The following is a 15,854-nucleotide window of genomic DNA, read 5'->3' as shown; positions in this document are numbered from 1 at the left end:
GCGATCAGGACTTGCCCGGGCACTGCGCTCCGGGATCGACGTTCGCAAAGCTCTGGATCACCTTGACGCTGCCGTCGGCCTGGACCTGGCCGAGATACATCGTCAGCGGCGCATGGCGCTGCTTGTCCATCTTGATCGTGCCGCGCGGGCCGTCGACCGAGACCTCGGCCAGCGCCTTCAGCACCTTGTCCTGGTCGGTGCTGCCGGCCTTCTCGACCGCCGCCTTGTAGGCGTACACCGCCTCATACTCCGGAACCGACAGATCGTTCGGCGTCTTCAGCTCGGCACCAAACTTCTTGGCCATCGCCGCCAAAAAGGTCTTGTTGGCAGGGGTGTCGATGCCCGTGACGTACGAGGCCGACAGATAGATGCCGGCGGCATCAGCACCCATGCCCTTGGCGGTGCCCTCGTCGACGGCGAGGTTGCCGTAAGGCAGATTCACGCCGGCGGCGCGCAGTTGCTTGGTCAGGGTCACGTTCGGCGCGCCGCCCGCCGTCGAGGTGATCAGCGCGTCAGCCCCGGAAGTCTTGAGCTTGGAGATGATCGAGGTCCAGTCCGAGCCGTCCATCGGCAGATATTCCTCGCCGACCACTTTGCCGCCGGTCTTCTCGATGTAGCTCTTGGTGAAGCCGAGCATGCCGCGGCCGAAGGCGTAGTCGGAGCCGATCAGGAAATAGTTCTTCGCCTTCTTCTCCTTGTTGAAGTAGTCGACGATCGGCGGCACCTGCTGGTCCGGCACCCAGGCGTTGACATACAGATAGGGGCTGCAGGACTTGCCCTCGTAGAACGAGGTGTAGATGTAGGGCGTCTTGCCGCGGGCGACGATCGGCAGGCCGGCGTTGCGGGCCGCGCTGGTCTCCATCGAGATCAGCACGTTGACCTTCTTCTGAAAGATCAGCGCGTCGAATGCCTTCTGGGCGCCGGCCGCGCCCGAGGCGTCATCGGCGACCTCGAGCGCGAGCTTGCGGCCGAGCACGCCGCCCTTGGCGTTGATCTCCTCCACCGCGAGCTCGGCGGATTGCACCACCGACGGTGCAACGACGGAGTTGGCGCCCGACAGGCCGACGGGAACGCCGATCTTGATCGGATCGGCGGCCAGAGCAGGCGAGAGTGCCGTTCCCGCCGCAAGGGCGAGCGCCAGCGAGGTGGTGATCAAACGCGACGTCATCGATTGTCCTCCGTGAATGGTCGAGATGAAAATTGCCGTGGAGCAGTCAGTACCACCCCCGTTTGACCTCGCTGCCGAGCATCTCGTCATAGACATCGGAGCGGCGGTCGCGCAGGACCTGGTTGAAGGCGTTCCAGTTGCGGGCGCGGCGGGCCTCGCCGAGCGAGACGTCGGCGACCACGATCTCCTCCTTGTCCCGGCTCGCGGGACCGGCGACAGGCCAGCCGGTGTAGCTGACGATCAGGCTCTGACCCTCGAACGGCTGGCCGCGCTCGATGCCGACACGGTCGGCGCAGGCGATGAAGATCGAGTTGGAATGTGCGGCGGCCATGGCGAGAATGTTGGCCATCGCCTCGCGGCCCGGCGCCTGGCCGGGGATCGGCACCCAGTTGGTCGGCACGCAGACGATGTCGGCGCCCTGCAGCGCATTGAGACGATAGCTCTCCGGGAACCAGCCGTCGTAGCAGATCGCCATGCCGATGCGGCCGATCTCGGTGTGGTAGACGGGGAAGCCGAGATTGCCGGGCTCGAAATACAGGTTCTCCTCGTTCCACAGGTGCACCTTGCGGAACGTGCCGATATAGCCGTTCGGTCCGATCAGCACGGCGCTGTTGTAGAGCTTGGCGCCGTCGCGCTCGCAGATCCCTGCCACGAGATGCAGGCCGTGCTCGGCGGCGATCTCGCTCCAGGCGGTCACTGCGGGACCGCCTGGAATGGTCTCGGAGGCGGCGAAGGCCTCCTCGCGCGATTTGAATACGTAGCCGGAGGAGGCGAGCTCGGGAAGCACCACGAGCCTGGCGCCTTGCGCCACCGCCTGTTTGATCAGATCGAGGCTGTGGGCGAGGTTGGTTGCCAATTCGCCGACCATCGGCTGCATCTGGATGCAGGCGATCCGCACTTTGCTGTCGTCATCCGTCGTCAAGGCACGAGTCTCCGTTGCGTTCGCGAGGGTCGCGCGCGCCAAACAAAAAGCCCCCGACTGCGCCTTGCGGCGCAATGCGAGGGCTGCATAGCCTGATGTGAAATGGCCGACCGGCCATTGGCGGACATCCGATGTCCGCGACGTCCTCAAGTAATTCCCATGCTTGATACGAAGTCAACGCCATCGGCTGCAAAAATTTCGGGCCGCGGCTGCCCAACGCATGAGCGCGGAAACACCCGCTCAGCGCGAGGCCGGCGCATCCAGCACACCCAATCCGCCGAGCGTCTCCTGCGCATTGATGATCGAGATCGCGATATCCGCCATCGCGACGCGCTTCTGCGTCGCCTGCGCGCGGATCAGCTCATAGGCCTCGACCTCGCCGACCTGCTTCAGCCCCATCAGGATCTTCACCGCCTTGTCGACGTCGCGCCGCGCCTTCAAGGTCTCCTCCAGCTTCTGCACCTTGCCCTCGAGCCTGCGCGTGTAGCCGCGCAGCGAGCGCGCGAGCACCAGCGACGACAAGATGCCGAACGAGCGGATCGGCTTGTTGACGACGCCATGCGCGTTGCTGTCGAGCAGCCGCTTCAGGATGGTCGGATTCTCGTAGTCGACGATGGCGATGAAGGTGAGGGGATGCTCGCTGGTGCCTTCCGGAAAGATCATCTCCTCCGAGGTCTCGATCAGCTGGAACACGGTGTCGATGTCGTGCGGGATCGCGGCCGGCGGCGGCCACACGCCGCGCACGTTGCAGCCGATGCGCTTGAGCTGGTCGATCAGCGCATCGCCCTCGGCATCGCGCGGATGGATCACCAGCACGCGCGCGCCGCGCAGCTCCTCGATCAGCCGGCGCACCCCCGGCTTCATGCGGTCATCCGGCCTCATGCTGAGAGCGCCTCTTCGCTCAGCCAGCGGCCACCGATCGGCGAGACTGAAAGATACGGGTCCGGCTTGATCGGGCTTTTGCTCTCCCAGACGATGTCGAACTGCCCGTCGGCGCGCACGCGCCCGATGCGCGGCGTGGTCCAGACGTGGTTGTTGTCGGGATCGATCCGCATCGGTCCCTCCGGCGCCTCCAGGCTGAGGCCGAGCGCGGCTTCGACCAGCTTCTGGGTATCGAGGCTGCCCGCCTGCGCCAACGCCAGCGCGAACAGCTTGATCTGCGCATAGGCCGAGGCGCTCCACATGCTGACCGGCTTGTCGGCGCCGAAGGCGGCCGCGAACGCCGCCTTGAAGCGGTCGTTGCTGTCGCGCGCGAGCGTGCCGAAATAGCTCGCCGCAGTGAGGTGGCCGGCGCAATATTCGGGACCGATGGCGCGGACCTCGCCCTCGGCCATCGTGAGACTGGCGATGGGCAGCCGCTTCGGATCGAAGCCGGCCTGCGCATACATGCGATAGAAGCGCTGCGCGGTGCGGCCGACGATGGTCGAGAACACGACGTCGGGCGCGGCATCCCTGATGGCATTGAGGCCGCGCGAGAGCTCGGCATCGGTCGCCTCCATCGCCACATATTGCTCGCCGACGACGCGGCCCGCATAGGACTCGACGAGGTCGCGCATGATGCGGTTGGATTCGCGCGGATAGATGTAGTCCGAGCCGATCAGGTAGACGCGCGGGCCATGCTTGCGCACGATGTATTCGGCAAGCTGGAACGCGTTCTGGTTCGGCGCCGGCCCGGTGTAGATCACGTTCGGCGAATATTCAAAACCCTCGTAGAGCGAGGGATACCACAGCAGGCCGTTACGACGCTCGATCGCCGGCAGCACCGCCTTGCGCTCGGCCGAGGTCGAGCAGCCGAAGATGACGGAGGCGCCGTCCTCGGTCAGCAGCCGATCGGCGAGCTTGCGGAACGTCTCAGGCTGCGAGCCCGGATCATAGGCGATGACCTCGATCTCGCGGCCGAGCACGCCGCCGTCCCGGTTGATCTCCTGGATCGCCAGCGCGGTGCCGAAGAAATGCTCGGACTCCGTGACCTCCATCAGGCCGCTGCGTGAGAACAGCACGCCGACGCGCCAGACATCCTTGTCGGATGATTTTGCGGTCGGTCTCGTCGTCATCATCATGCCTCCAGGTCGACGGGCCGGTCGCGCCGGCTCGGAAGCGCTGTTTATTGCGACTCATCGCGCGGTTGGCAACCGGGGCGGAGGCCGCAGACGAGGATCCGGATCAGGACGAGCCGCAGCATCGCCGCGACGCCCAGTGCGTCCGGGTCATGCGATAGGCGGGCCCTCGTGACATGATGAGGGCGCAGGGAATGCCGGGCGCTGGCCGCACCCATGGCCCGCCTGCAGAAAAAAAGCAGGCGGCAGTCACCACAGGTCAGCCGAGACATCCCGGCATTCCCTGCGCGGAGGTTTTAACGCTTATACGCGCTCTCCTCGGTGCACCGGGCTTGTTGGCCACCGTACGCGACGACGCGCTTCTCGCACGCCGCCGCGGGGACACCAGCTTCGGGGTGTCAGGACCACGCGACTTCACGTCCGCAAGTGCATCGTTCGTCCGCACATGATGCGCGCCGATGCCCTCGCGTCCACCGCATTGCCGGCCCAACGTATCGTGACGACGCGTACGTCCCTCATCCGGACCGGAACGCGGGCAGCATACGCCTGATTTGCTGATTTTCGGAAGCGATTTATTTTTCGCGCAGGCTCTTGAAATGGGCGTTGTTGTTGAGCGTTCAGGCCAAATCCGCGTTTCAGCGCACCGCTTCGCCGCACATTGGGACGCTGTTTACGAAGCTGCCGTGCCGGCGGCTAAGCCGGGAATCCCTAGCCAGCCGCGCCTGGCCGTCCGTGGTCATCTTTCGTACGGACCCGTCGAGCCTGGGGTGACGAGGTGCCTGGTTCAAAGGCCGCATGCGGTGCGGATTTTCGTGCAGCGGGGCTGCCTGCAACCGCTGCCGGATGAGATTCACGTGGTAGGCGGCGCGCCGCGCCGTCATAGTCCGAACCGAACAATACCAGGGAAGCAGGTCACTATGCGGGCACCTTGTCCGAGGCGGGCAAGCGTAGAATGACGCGAAGGCCGGAGCGATCCGCCTCCACGATATTTTCGACGTAAATCGATCCGCGATACCTCTCGACGATGCGTTTGACGATCGAGAGACCGAGCCCCGATCCTTCGCCGCCGGCCTGTCTCGACCGGAAAAAAGGCTCGAAGATGCGTTCGAGATCCGATAGCGGGATGCCTGGTCCGGTATCTTCGATCTGCACGATCGCTGTTTCGCCCTCCCGATAGATACCGATATCGACTCTGCCGCCGTCTGGGGTGAATTTGATCGCGTTTTCGATCAGGTTCCGAACGGCCGATATGACGAAGAACGCCGTGCCTTCCACCACGACCGTCTCGGCCATCGTGAAACCGACGTCGATGTCGCGGCTGGCGGCTTCAGGCAGAAGATCGGCCACCACGCCCTTCGTGATCCTGTCCAGATGTAACGGCTCGTGGGTTGCGGGCATTTCGGCGTCGTGACGGGCGAGGGCCAGAAGCTGCTCGAGCAGATGCTTCGTTCGCCGCATGCCGCTTTTCAAAGCGGCGAGGCGTTCCCGAGACGCCGCCGGCATCTCCATGAGGTCGAGATTTTCCGCCTGCAGGCTGAGAGCCGTAATCGGCGTCCGGAGCTCGTGCGCCGCATCGTCGATGAAGCGCCGTTGCTGCTCCATCATGGCGCGCATGCGCCGAAGCAGACCGTTTATGGAGTCGAGGAAAGGTTGCAGCTCGCTGGGGGCGGTCGTGGCCTTCAATTGTTCGATATCGTCAGGCTTCCTCGCATCCAGCTCGCCGGCCAGAACGACCAGGGGCCGCAGGGAGCGGGCGATCACGATCGCGATGACCAGCATCAGGCACGGGATCAGCGCGAGGATGGGAAGCAGCGTGCGCAGCGCCATATCGCTCGCGAGCTCGGTCCGGATTTCCGTTCGTTGCGTGATTGCGAGCCGGGTCCCGTCGGGACGCGTCCGGAGCAGAGCGCGCACCGGTTGCCCCTGATACGTATCGTTGTGCAATCCATCCTGAAGACCCCAGAACCGACGATTGTCGGCCGGACCACGCGGAATCTCGCCCAATTCGACGATGGCGATCTCCGACTCGGCGTCGACCCCATTGAGCGGCTGGCTCTGCCTGATCGGGGAGCTCAGCGCGAAGACCCCGATCTGGTTGAGGACGGAGTCCTGCATCTCGATGGCCTCGTCGTAAGCCCAGACATATGCAAATGCTCCTCCGACCGCTCCTGCAACGACGATGACGGCAGTGAGTCCGGCGAAGAGGCGGCCGCGGAGCGATCCGATCATGTAGAGCGATCCACCATCCAGCCGACGCCTCGAACGTTTCTGATCGACGTATTGCCGAGCTTCTTCCGCACGGCGTGGATCAGGAACTCGACGGCGTTGCTTTCTACTTCTTCGCTCCATCCGTAGATATGTCCCTCCAGCTCGCCTCGGGACAGGATCGTTCCAGGCCGTGCGAGCAGCGCCCGAAGCAGCGCGAATTCGCGCGCGCTGAGAACCGCCTTTTCCTCGAAATAGGAGGCTTCGCGCGTCGCCGGGTCGAGTTGAAGCTTTCCGTTCGTCAGAATTGGCGCCGCACCGCTGCCCTCCCGCCTCGTTACCGCCCGCATGCGCGCCAGCAGCTCCCCGATCTCGAACGGCTTGATGAGGTAGTCGTCGGCTCCGAGATCGAGACCTCTGATGCGGTCGTCCAGCGCGTCACGGGCAGTCAGTATGATCACCGGCAGGCGCGCGCCGCCGCTGCGGACTTTCCGCAGTATCTCCAGGCCGTCGATCTCGGGCAGGCCGAGATCGAGCAGCGCGATATCGTAGGTCTCGCTTCTCACCGCGTCGATCGCGAGTTGGCCGTCCCGCACCCAATCCACTGCGTAGGCGGCGTCCTTCAACGCCTGCGAAACCGCGGCACCGATCATCGCGTCGTCTTCCACGAGCAATACACGCATCTGTCCGTCCCCGAACGGCGACCGGAAGATAAGCCTGCCGGCCGCCGAGCACCTTCGATCAATCGGCCTTGTCGTTGTCCTCGTCGTCCCTGTCCGCCGCAGACGCCACGATCGTTCCCTTCTCCGGATCGACCTTGACGTCGGTCACTCCGTTGTCGGCCTTCACTTCGACGTCGTAGACCCAGCTTCCATCTTTCTGCTTTTCGTATTCCGCCCGGACGGCCTTGCCCTTGGCGTGCCTCTCGGCGATGTCGATCGCGGACGGCAGCGAGACTCTGGCCGTTGCGATCGGACCGGCCTCATTCGAGGCTGTGCTCGGAGTTTCCGCCGAAGCCGCGACGACCGTCAACAGAAGGATCGAGCAGGCGGCGATTGGTGAGCGTCGCATTCCGTTTCTCCCTTTCATGTCCCCCTCGGCACACCATGACGATCGCGACTTAGGAGCGACTTAGCCGCGTTCAGAGGTTCCCTCTAAGGCGGAGCTAAGTCTGAGCAGGCACCTTGCATGGGAACGACGAAACGTCGCCAGACCAGATCGAACAGGAGTTGCGCGAAATGCCCGGGAACGAATGGACAGGCCACAGGATGCTCAACAAGGTCCCCGAGGTCAGCCTCGTCTTCTGGGTGATCAAGATCATGTCGACCACCGTCGGCGAAACCGGCGCTGACTATCTTGCCGTGCACGTCGGGTTGGGAACGACGGTGACCGGTCTCGTCATGGCGGGCCTTCTTGCAGCGGCGCTCGCGGTCCAGCTAAGCATGAACAGGTATGTGCCCTGGATCTACTGGCTGACCGTGGTCCTGGTCAGCGTGGTTGGCACCCAGATCACCGATGCGCTGACCGACAAGCTCGAGATCAGCCTGTATGTCAGCACGGTGGCGTTTGCCATCGTCCTGGCTGCGATCTTCGCGGTCTGGTACGCGTTCGAACGGACGCTCTCGATCCATACCATCTTCACGACGAGGCGCGAGGCCTTCTACTGGTCCGCGATTCTCTTCACGTTCGCGCTCGGTACCGCCGCAGGCGACCTCGCGACCGAGGCTTTGGGGCTTGGCTTCAACGTCGGCGTCTTTGCCTTTGCGGGTCTGATCGCCGCCGTCGCCGTTGCCTCTTTGCTGGGCGCGAACGCCGTGCTGACCTTTTGGCTCGCCTACATCCTGACCCGTCCGCTCGGAGCCTCGCTCGGAGACCTCCTTTCGCAGTCGCGCGAATATGGCGGACTCGGACTAGGCACCATCCATACCAGCCTGGCCTTCCTCGCCGTCATCATCGGGCTGGTCGCATGGTTGTCCTTCGAAGACGACCGCCCCCGGAAGACCGAGGCCTATCTGAGCGAATGACCTCGTTACTCGCAAACCGATCCACCCAGACCACCATCGGAGTGTAACAATGAAGAAGACCCTGTTCACGAGCACCGCAGTCATCCTCGCCCTGTCCATCGCCCAGTTGGCCCCGGTCGCCCGCGGAGGCGCTTTCCTGGTGTCGCGCGCGGAAGCGGCGCAGTCGAAGCTCGGCGACCTGACCGCCTTCAGAAGCATCGCCGCCGAAGTCGCGGCTCTCGTCGACAAGGGAGACCTTTCGGGCGCCAAGACCCGCATCAAGGATCTGGAGACCAAGTGGGACGAGTCGGAGGCGGGCCTGAAACCGCGCTCCGCAGCCGACTGGCACACCGTCGACAAGGCGATCGACCGGGCGCTCGAAGCCGTCCGCGAGACCAAGCCCGACGCAGCGAAGTGCAAGACGGCCCTCGCCGACCTGCTGTCGGTGATGGACTCCATGAAGGCCTAGCCCGCGTCTCCAGAGCCGGTGGCGGCCCATTTCGCGATGGGCCGCCACGTTCCGGCGCACCGGAGCAATCTACAATCAAATGAAAGATCCCCGCATGAACGACGGCATCGAGACGAGCAAGGTTCCGGAAGTGACCCTGATATTCTGGGTCATCAAGATTTTGGCGACGACGCTTGGCGAGACAGGTGGCGACGCCGCTTCGATGTCGATGAGACTTGGATACGGGGTCAGCAGCGCGATATTCATCGGCCTCTTCCTCGTTGTTGTCGCCGCCCAGATCGCGGCAGGAAAATTTCGCCCCTTCCTCTATTGGTTGGTCGTCATCGCCACGACCACGGCCGGCACGACCGTGGCCGACCTTGCCGACCGCTCGTTGGGAATCGGATATGCTGGCGGCACGTCGCTCCTTTTCGCGCTGTTGATGCTCTCCCTCCTCGTCTGGTACCGATCGGAAGGATCAATCTCGGTCAACACCGTTTCGACTCCGCGTGTCGAGGCTTTCTATTGGATATCGATTCTGTTCTCTCAGACGCTGGGTACCGCGCTTGGGGACTGGATGGCCGACACCAACGGTCTCGGCTACGAACGCGGTGCTCTCGTCTTCGGCGCCGGCCTAGCGGCGATCGCCGCTGCCTACTATTTCACCTCGCTGTCGCGCACGACGCTGTTCTGGGCCGCGTTCATTCTCACCAGACCGCTTGGTGCGACGCTCGGCGATTTTCTGGACAAGCCGATCGCGAACGGCGGGCTGGCGTTCAGCCGGTACTACGCGTCGGCAATTCTGGCGGCAGTGATCATCGGATGCATCGCGCTCCTCCCGCAGCGAGCCGGTATCTGCCCAGGCGAGCGCTTGAGCAGCCGGGTCTAACGCACGCCATCTCGGAAGTCCTTCGGCGCGACCCGCCCTACGACCTCATAGCAGCGCGCAGGGCGGATTGCCGTAGCACAATCCACCATCTCCTCGCGCCAAGCTTTCGGCGGGTTACGCTGCGCCAACCCCCGCCCTGTGAACTGATCTGCTGGTGTTCAGAAGCGATTGATTTTTCGCGGAAACTCTTGAAATTGGCGTTGTTGTTGAGGGTTCAGGCGAAATCCGCGTTTTGGCGCACGCTCTCGCCGCTGCCCCGGAATGACGGCGGGGAGGCGGGGGCGTCCCTGACACCGCGCGTGATATGAGCGCGACGCGATGATGGATGTCATGCAACGTGCCGCATCGATCTCGCGACCAGCTTGGAGCCCGAATGGCGCGTTCGCGCGTTGACCCCTGTTGGATTCGGCGATAGCCGACTCGCGATGCTCGAAAGACCACGGCACGCGTCCAGATGTCGCGGCCAGACTGGAAAGTTGACATGCGCAGCTTCGAAGACCGAGTTCTGTTGTTCCTGCTCGTGGTGATCACGCTGATGCTCGGCTGGATCCTGCTGCCATTCTACCCTGCCGTGCTGTGGGGAGTCGTGGGGGCCATCGTGTTTTCTCCCCTCCACCGCCGATTGTCGCGGTCGATGCACGGCAGAGATGGGCTTGCCGCAGCCGTCGCCGTACTGCTGGTCGTCCTGATCGTCATTCTGCCGCTGTCGCTGATCGGGGCGGCGCTGGCGCAGCAGGCCTCCGGTGTCTACGGCCAGGCGCAGTCGGGCCAGTTGGACCTCGGGCAGTATTTCCAGAAGATGCTGGAGGCGCTTCCGACATGGGTGGTCGATCTCCTCAACCGTTTTGGACTTGGCAGCCTGGCCGGACTGAAGGACAGGCTGTCGGCCGGCCTGCTGAAAGGCAGCCAGATGATTGCGGGCCAGGCGCTGAACATCGGCCAAGGGACCTTCGAGTTCTTCGTCAATCTGTTCCTCATGCTGTATCTGCTGTTCTTCCTGCTTCGCGATCAGGAGGCGTTGTCGGCGCGTATCGCCAACGCCATTCCGCTGCGCGCGGAGCAGCGGCACGCGCTGCTGGGCAAGTTCACGGTCGTCATTCGCGCGACGGTGAAGGGCAATCTGGTCGTGGCGCTGGCGCAGGGCGCTCTGGGCGGTCTGATCTTCTGGTTCCTCGGCATCACCGCGCCGCTGCTATGGGCCGTCGTGATGGCGTTTCTGTCGCTGCTTCCGGCTGTCGGAGCAGGGCTGGTGTGGTTTCCGGTCGCGCTCTATCTGCTGGCCACCGGATCGGTCTGGCACGGCGTGATACTGATCGCCTATGGCGCCTTGGTGATCGGGCTTGTCGACAATCTGCTGCGTCCCCTCCTGGTCGGCCAGGACACCAAGATGCCCGACTATGTCGTGCTGATCTCGACCCTCGGCGGGATCGAGGCGTTCGGTCTGAACGGCTTCATCATCGGGCCGGTCATCGCCGCAATGTTCATCGCGATCTGGAACATGTTCTCCGACGCGCGCGGCGATGGGGCGTTCGTGCACGACACCACGCAGGGTACTGGACGATGAGGCACGTCACGATGGGCCGATGACCGCCACCGTGAGGGTGACTCGAATTCTGCTCCCGTCATTCCCGGGCAGAAGCGCCAGGGGCCGGCCCGGATTCATGACCACCAAAAGGCCGTCATTGGCGGGATCATCGCTGCGCTCGTCGTCTCGTGCAGTGGCGGCTGCGGAGCCCGGGCTCACCCCGCAATAACCCGGAAGAAAACGGCGCAGCGCCATATCGGCGCGGCAAACAAGAGGGAATTAACGGATCGTAATCCGCCATCTCCTAGCAATGCGGAGTCCGGCGGGTTACGTTCTGTTCTGCGCGCCCTTGACCTCTCTCCTGCGGGCATGTCTCAGACTGCGCTTTCAGACCGGCTCATCGTCGGGCGCATGATGAATCATTTGGCTTCGACCCCGGTTGAATCCGCGAAAGCTCTGGTTTCGAACGCCTGCGGCGGTCCGCAGGGGTTTATTTGGCCGCGGTCGCGCCCTGCGCGATCGCCAAGAACACAAGGTGGAGACGACATTGCAGTTCGATCAGCCAGTCGCGATGGCGACTGTGCCGCCCAAGGACCGCGCCACGCTGCGCGCCGGCGACGACGAGGGCCGCGCGGCGGCCGACGCAAGGTACTGGATGCAGATTCTCAGCAGCTATCGCACGCCAAACCGCCTGCGCAGCGTGACCGAGCTGGTGATCACGGCCGTGCCGCTGGTGGCGCTGTGGACGGCCGCCTGGTTCGCGTTCTCGCTCGGCCATGCCTGGGCGTCGTTGCTCATCGCGATTCCTGCCGGCGCCTTTCTGGTGCGTCTGTTCATGATCCAGCACGATTGCGGCCACGGCACCTTCTTCGCCGGGCGTCAGGCGAACGACTGGGTCGGCCGCATCCTGGGCGTGCTGACCCTGACGCCTTACGACTGGTGGCGGCGCACGCATGCGATCCACCACGCCAGCAGCGGCAACCTCGACAGGCGCGGCATCGGCGATATCGATACGTTGACCGTGCGGGAATATCAGGCGCGGTCGAGCTGGGCCCGGCTGCGCTACCGGCTTTACCGCCATCCCCTGGTCATGTTCGTGGCCGGTCCCGCTTACCTGTTCTTCCTGCAGCACCGTCTTCCGTTCGGTCTCATGCGGGCTGGCTGGTCGCCCTGGGTCAGCACGATGGCCACCAATCTCGGCATCGCCCTGGTGGTCGCCGGGCTGATGTGGCTGATCGGCATCCAGGCGTTCCTGGTCGTGCATCTCCCGATCATGCTGCTCGCCGCCATGGCCGGGGTGTGGCTGTTCTACGTCCAGCATCAGTTCGAGCACACCGTCTGGGAGCGGGGCGAGCGCTGGACGCAGCAGCAGGCTGCGCTCTACGGCAGCTCACATTACGACCTGCCGGCATGGCTGCACTGGCTCACCGCCAACATCGGCATCCACCACGTCCACCATCTCTCGAGCCGAATTCCCTATTACCGGCTGCCGGTCGTGCTGCGCGATCATCCCGAGCTGCGCGAGATCGGCCGCATCACGCTGCCCGAGAGCCTGCGCTGCGTCCGACTGGTGCTGTGGGACGAAAAGCAGCGCCGGCTGGTGTCGTTCCGCGACGCCGGAGCGGGAGCCGGAGCATTGGAGCTTCGGACAACGACACCGAAGCTCACTGGGTCACAGCCATAGTACGTAGATTAGGCAGGGGCGCGCGAGCGACCTGCCCACATACAAGTTCTGACCCGGCGGGTTGAGCCGTCAGATGGAAACCTAGGCGCGCCGACCGCGCGCGTCTCAGGCCGCGCCGCTTTGTTTGGCCGGTGCCTGTCGTTGGGCCGCCGACCAGGATGCGTGGAACCAGCCGCCGAGGCCCCAGGGGTGAGTCCGTTCCAACCAGATGAACGGTCCCATCGGCGTTTCAAACTTGCCGGGCTGGGGCCCGACCACACCCCGACCATGCAGCAACTCGCCCTGCCAGCCTTCGTTCTTGGAGCCTTCCGCGCCGACATGAAGCCGGTAGGCCCAGGGCTCGGTGTCCATGATGACGTTGCCCTGCGCCGTCTTCATCCAGGCAATGGTGTCGGCGTGGATCGCACCAAAGGGATGAAAAGGACGGTTCTCGGGGACGCCGACGAACACGCCGACGCCGGTCTTGACCGTCGCGCCGGCGGCGATCGTCACGGGCTCGCCCTTCTGATCGTACAGCACGCCGTGCCAGTTCTGCGATTTCGTGCCCGGCGCAGTGACGATGATCTGGTAGGCGAGGCGCGGCTCGTCGAGGAGCGGCTGTTGTGACATGATCGTCTCCCATCCATGCGGGCCGGACGTGACCGCCGGGACGCGTGCGGCCCTATGCTGACACAGTATCGGCACGGCGCTAGATCGGGCGTTGACCTGAATCAACCATCACGAGTTGAATGCAATTTCAGATTGAGTAAAAGGCTGGTGCGGAGTGTCAGCGGACGCGCCGTGCCCACCGCCCGTCGGTCGTAGTAATCGGCCTCATAGTAGGACGGCAGGCACGCATCTGCCTTCACTCTGTCGAGCGAAGGCAGATGCTTTCTCGGTCCTGCGGGCTAAAGGCTCAATCCTTCACCACGCGCACGGCGCCCTTCGCGGCGCTTGAGGCGAACGCGGCGTAGGCCTTCAGCGCGGTCGAGACCTTGCGGGCGCGCTTGGCCGGCTTCCAGGCCTGGTCCCCCCGGGCCTCCATCGCGGCGCGGCGCCGGGCGAGCTCCTCATCCGACACTGCGAGATGGATGGTGCGGTTGGGGATGTCGATCTCGATGCGGTCGCCGTCCTGCACCAGGCCGATCAGGCCGCCCTCGGCGGCTTCCGGAGAGACATGGCCGATCGACAGCCCCGAGGTGCCGCCGGAGAAGCGGCCGTCGGTGATCAACGCGCACGCCTTGCCGAGGCCCTTCGACTTCAGATAGCTGGTCGGATACAGCATCTCCTGCATGCCTGGGCCGCCCCGCGGGCCCTCATAGATGATGACGACGATGTCGCCGGCCTTGATCTTGTTGGTGAGGATCGCTTCGACCGCGGCGTCCTGGCTCTCCATCACGCGCGCAGGACCCGAGAACTTCAGGATCGAGGCATCGACGCCCGCGGTCTTCACGATGCAGCCGTCGCGCGCGATGTTGCCGGTCAGCACGGCCAGGCCGCCATCATTGGAATAGGCGTGCTCCATGTCGCGGATGCAGCCCTTCTCGCGGTCGAGATCGAGCTCCTGGTAGCGGCGGTCCTGGCTGAACGCGACCTGCGTCGGCACGCCGCCGGGGGCGGCCATGTAGAAGTTCTTGACGCTCCCGCTCGCCGTGCTGCGGATGTCCCAGCGCTCCAGCGCTGATGCCAGCGAGGCCGAATGGACGCTCGGCAATTCGGTGTGCAGCAGGCCGGCGCGGGCGAGCTCGCCGAGGATGCCCATCACGCCGCCGGCGCGGTGCACGTCCTCCATGTGCACGTCGGCCACGGCGGGAGCGACCTTGCACAGGCAGGGGACCTTGCGCGACAGGCGATCGATGTCGGTCATCGTGAACGGGATCTCGCCCTCATGCGCGGCGGCGAGCAGATGCAGCACGGTGTTGGTCGAGCCGCCCATCGCGATGTCCATGCTCATCGCGTTCTCGAACGCCTTGAAGTTGGCGATCGAGCGCGGGAGCACGGACGCATCGTCCTGCTCGTAATAGCGGCGGGCGAGATCGACGATCAGGTGACCGGCCTCGACGAACAGGCCGCGGCGGTCGGCATGCGTCGCCAGCACCGAGCCGTTGCCGGGCAGCGACAGGCCGAGCGCCTCGGTCAGGCAGTTCATGGAGTTGGCCGTGAACATGCCGGAGCAGGAGCCGCAGGTCGGGCAGGCCGAGCGCTCCATCACTTCGACGTCGGCGTCCGAGACCTTGTCGTCGGCGGCCACGATCATCGCATCGATCAGATCGACCTTGCGCAGCTTGCCCTCGATGTTGACCTTGCCGGCCTCCATCGGGCCGCCCGAGACGAACACCGCGGGGATGTTGAGGCGCATCGCGGCCATCAGCATGCCGGGCGTGATCTTGTCGCAGTTGGAGATGCAGACCATGGCGTCGGCGCAATGCGCGTTGACCATGTATTCGGTGCTGTCGGCGATCAGCTCGCGCGAGGGCAGGCTGTAGAGCATGCCGTCATGGCCCATCGCGATGCCGTCATCGACCGCGATCGTGTTGAACTCCTTGGCGACGCCGCCGGCCTTCTCGATCTCGCGGGCGACCAGCTGGCCGAGGTCCTTGAGGTGGACATGGCCCGGCACGAACTGGGTGAAGGAGTTGACGACGGCGATGATCGGCTTGCCGAAATCCTCGTTGGTCATGCCGGTGGCGCGCCACAGGCCGCGGGCGCCGGCCATGTTGCGGCCATGGGTGGAGGTGCGGGAGCGATAGGCGGGCATGACGGGTTTCCTCAGGCGTTCCTCGAAGGGCAATGTTGGTCTGCGGGCCGGCAGGCCGGGCCGGACAGACGGCAATGATGCGGCGAGGCATACAGCGAAGTGCTTGATGATTCGACCCTAAATTTCGCCGTTCCGGGATGCTCCGCGGGCAGGGCCGGCGCGCGGCTGTCCACAGCCGCAGGTCCCCGTTCGGCGCAGTCACGACTTTGTGGCTAC

14 protein-coding genes are annotated in these 15,854 nt (G+C 64.6%); 5 read left to right on the top strand and 9 right to left on the bottom strand.

Going from position 1 to position 15,854, the window contains the following annotated elements:
- Positions 1 to 4: 4 nt before the first annotated feature.
- The 7 genes from ACQR2C_RS06705 to ACQR2C_RS06675 form a co-directional block, all read right to left on the bottom strand.
- The gene (locus ACQR2C_RS06705) at positions 5 to 1,168 is read right to left on the bottom strand and encodes a substrate-binding protein (protein ID WP_316215918.1); all 1,164 of its coding nucleotides are present in this window, start codon (positions 1,166 to 1,168) and stop codon (positions 5 to 7) included.
- Positions 1,169 to 1,214: 46 nt separating this feature from the next.
- Positions 1,215 to 2,090 (bottom strand): nitrilase family protein, encoded by an 876-nt coding sequence (locus tag ACQR2C_RS06700; RefSeq protein WP_434880746.1) that lies wholly within the window; start codon positions 2,088 to 2,090, stop codon positions 1,215 to 1,217.
- A gap of 240 nt (positions 2,091 to 2,330) precedes the next feature.
- A complete protein-coding gene (locus ACQR2C_RS06695) occupies positions 2,331 to 2,954 on the bottom strand; it encodes an ANTAR domain-containing response regulator (RefSeq protein WP_172131072.1) in 624 nt (207 codons plus the stop codon).
- 14 nt (positions 2,955 to 2,968) lie between these two features.
- Complete coding sequence (locus ACQR2C_RS06690) at positions 2,969 to 4,144, bottom strand: transporter substrate-binding domain-containing protein (protein ID WP_316183057.1); 1,176 nt, start codon at positions 4,142 to 4,144, stop codon at positions 2,969 to 2,971.
- 918 nt (positions 4,145 to 5,062) lie between these two features.
- Positions 5,063 to 6,376 (bottom strand): ATP-binding protein, encoded by a 1,314-nt coding sequence (locus ACQR2C_RS06685; RefSeq protein WP_434848815.1) that lies wholly within the window; start codon positions 6,374 to 6,376, stop codon positions 5,063 to 5,065.
- Complete coding sequence (locus ACQR2C_RS06680; RefSeq protein WP_434848816.1) at positions 6,373 to 7,035, bottom strand: response regulator transcription factor; 663 nt, start codon at positions 7,033 to 7,035, stop codon at positions 6,373 to 6,375. The genes ACQR2C_RS06685 and ACQR2C_RS06680 overlap by 4 nt, the downstream gene beginning before the upstream one ends.
- 58 nt (positions 7,036 to 7,093) lie before the next feature.
- On the bottom strand, positions 7,094 to 7,423 hold the full coding sequence (locus tag ACQR2C_RS06675) for a PepSY domain-containing protein (protein WP_434848817.1): 330 nt from the start codon (positions 7,421 to 7,423) through the stop codon (positions 7,094 to 7,096).
- A gap of 197 nt (positions 7,424 to 7,620) precedes the next feature.
- On the opposite strand from ACQR2C_RS06675, the gene ACQR2C_RS06670 reads away from it, so the two are divergent.
- The 5 genes from ACQR2C_RS06670 to ACQR2C_RS06650 all read left to right on the top strand — a co-directional run bounded on the left by ACQR2C_RS06670 (position 7,621) and on the right by ACQR2C_RS06650 (position 12,901).
- A complete protein-coding gene (locus ACQR2C_RS06670; protein ID WP_434848818.1) occupies positions 7,621 to 8,376 on the top strand; it encodes a COG4705 family protein in 756 nt (251 codons plus the stop codon).
- Positions 8,377 to 8,425: 49 nt separating this feature from the next.
- Positions 8,426 to 8,824, top strand: a complete 399-nt coding sequence (locus ACQR2C_RS06665; protein WP_434848819.1) for a hypothetical protein — start codon at positions 8,426 to 8,428, stop codon at positions 8,822 to 8,824.
- 94 nt (positions 8,825 to 8,918) lie between these two features.
- Complete coding sequence (locus ACQR2C_RS06660; RefSeq protein WP_434848820.1) at positions 8,919 to 9,692, top strand: COG4705 family protein; 774 nt, start codon at positions 8,919 to 8,921, stop codon at positions 9,690 to 9,692.
- Positions 9,693 to 10,173: 481 nt separating this feature from the next.
- A complete protein-coding gene (locus ACQR2C_RS06655; protein ID WP_316238789.1) occupies positions 10,174 to 11,256 on the top strand; it encodes an AI-2E family transporter in 1,083 nt (360 codons plus the stop codon).
- 616 nt (positions 11,257 to 11,872) lie between these two features.
- Positions 11,873 to 12,901 carry a fatty acid desaturase gene (locus ACQR2C_RS06650; protein WP_434880773.1) on the top strand — a complete coding sequence of 343 codons (1,029 nt, stop codon included), beginning with the start codon at positions 11,873 to 11,875 and terminating at the stop codon, positions 12,899 to 12,901.
- Positions 12,902 to 13,006: 105 nt separating this feature from the next.
- Here ACQR2C_RS06650 and ACQR2C_RS06645 read toward each other — a convergent pair whose 3' ends face one another.
- A complete protein-coding gene (locus ACQR2C_RS06645; protein ID WP_315801228.1) occupies positions 13,007 to 13,510 on the bottom strand; it encodes a hypothetical protein in 504 nt (167 codons plus the stop codon).
- Positions 13,511 to 13,796: 286 nt separating this feature from the next.
- Positions 13,797 to 15,638, bottom strand: a complete 1,842-nt coding sequence (ilvD, locus tag ACQR2C_RS06640; protein ID WP_434880745.1) for a dihydroxy-acid dehydratase — start codon at positions 15,636 to 15,638, stop codon at positions 13,797 to 13,799.
- Positions 15,639 to 15,854: the final 216 nt, after the last annotated feature.

The organism is Bradyrhizobium sp. HKCCYLRH3061 (assembly GCF_051168015.1).
Lineage (GTDB): Bacteria > Pseudomonadota > Alphaproteobacteria > Rhizobiales > Xanthobacteraceae > Bradyrhizobium.
This window is presented reverse-complemented; position numbering and strand designations above follow the sequence as displayed.

What these genes read in the sequence shown, in the direction of transcription:
- ACQR2C_RS06705 (WP_316215918.1), bottom strand. Translation starts at nt 1,168, where the DNA reads ATGACGTCGCGTTTGATCACCACCTCGCTGGCGCTCGCCCTTGCGGCG.
- ACQR2C_RS06695 (WP_172131072.1), bottom strand. Translation starts at nt 2,954, where the DNA reads ATGAAGCCGGGGGTGCGCCGGCTGATCGAGGAGCTGCGCGGCGCGCGC.
- ACQR2C_RS06690 (WP_316183057.1), bottom strand. Translation starts at nt 4,144, where the DNA reads ATGACGACGAGACCGACCGCAAAATCATCCGACAAGGATGTCTGGCGC.
- ACQR2C_RS06685 (WP_434848815.1), bottom strand. Translation starts at nt 6,376, where the DNA reads ATGATCGGATCGCTCCGCGGCCGCCTCTTCGCCGGACTCACTGCCGTC.
- ACQR2C_RS06680 (WP_434848816.1), bottom strand. Translation starts at nt 7,035, where the DNA reads ATGCGTGTATTGCTCGTGGAAGACGACGCGATGATCGGTGCCGCGGTT.
- ACQR2C_RS06675 (WP_434848817.1), bottom strand. Translation starts at nt 7,423, where the DNA reads ATGCGACGCTCACCAATCGCCGCCTGCTCGATCCTTCTGTTGACGGTC.
- ACQR2C_RS06670 (WP_434848818.1), top strand. Translation starts at nt 7,621, where the DNA reads ATGCTCAACAAGGTCCCCGAGGTCAGCCTCGTCTTCTGGGTGATCAAG.
- ACQR2C_RS06665 (WP_434848819.1), top strand. Translation starts at nt 8,426, where the DNA reads ATGAAGAAGACCCTGTTCACGAGCACCGCAGTCATCCTCGCCCTGTCC.
- ACQR2C_RS06660 (WP_434848820.1), top strand. Translation starts at nt 8,919, where the DNA reads ATGAACGACGGCATCGAGACGAGCAAGGTTCCGGAAGTGACCCTGATA.
- ACQR2C_RS06655 (WP_316238789.1), top strand. Translation starts at nt 10,174, where the DNA reads ATGCGCAGCTTCGAAGACCGAGTTCTGTTGTTCCTGCTCGTGGTGATC.
- ACQR2C_RS06650 (WP_434880773.1), top strand. Translation starts at nt 11,873, where the DNA reads ATGCAGATTCTCAGCAGCTATCGCACGCCAAACCGCCTGCGCAGCGTG.
- ACQR2C_RS06645 (WP_315801228.1), bottom strand. Translation starts at nt 13,510, where the DNA reads ATGTCACAACAGCCGCTCCTCGACGAGCCGCGCCTCGCCTACCAGATC.
- ilvD (WP_434880745.1), bottom strand. Translation starts at nt 15,638, where the DNA reads ATGCCCGCCTATCGCTCCCGCACCTCCACCCATGGCCGCAACATGGCC.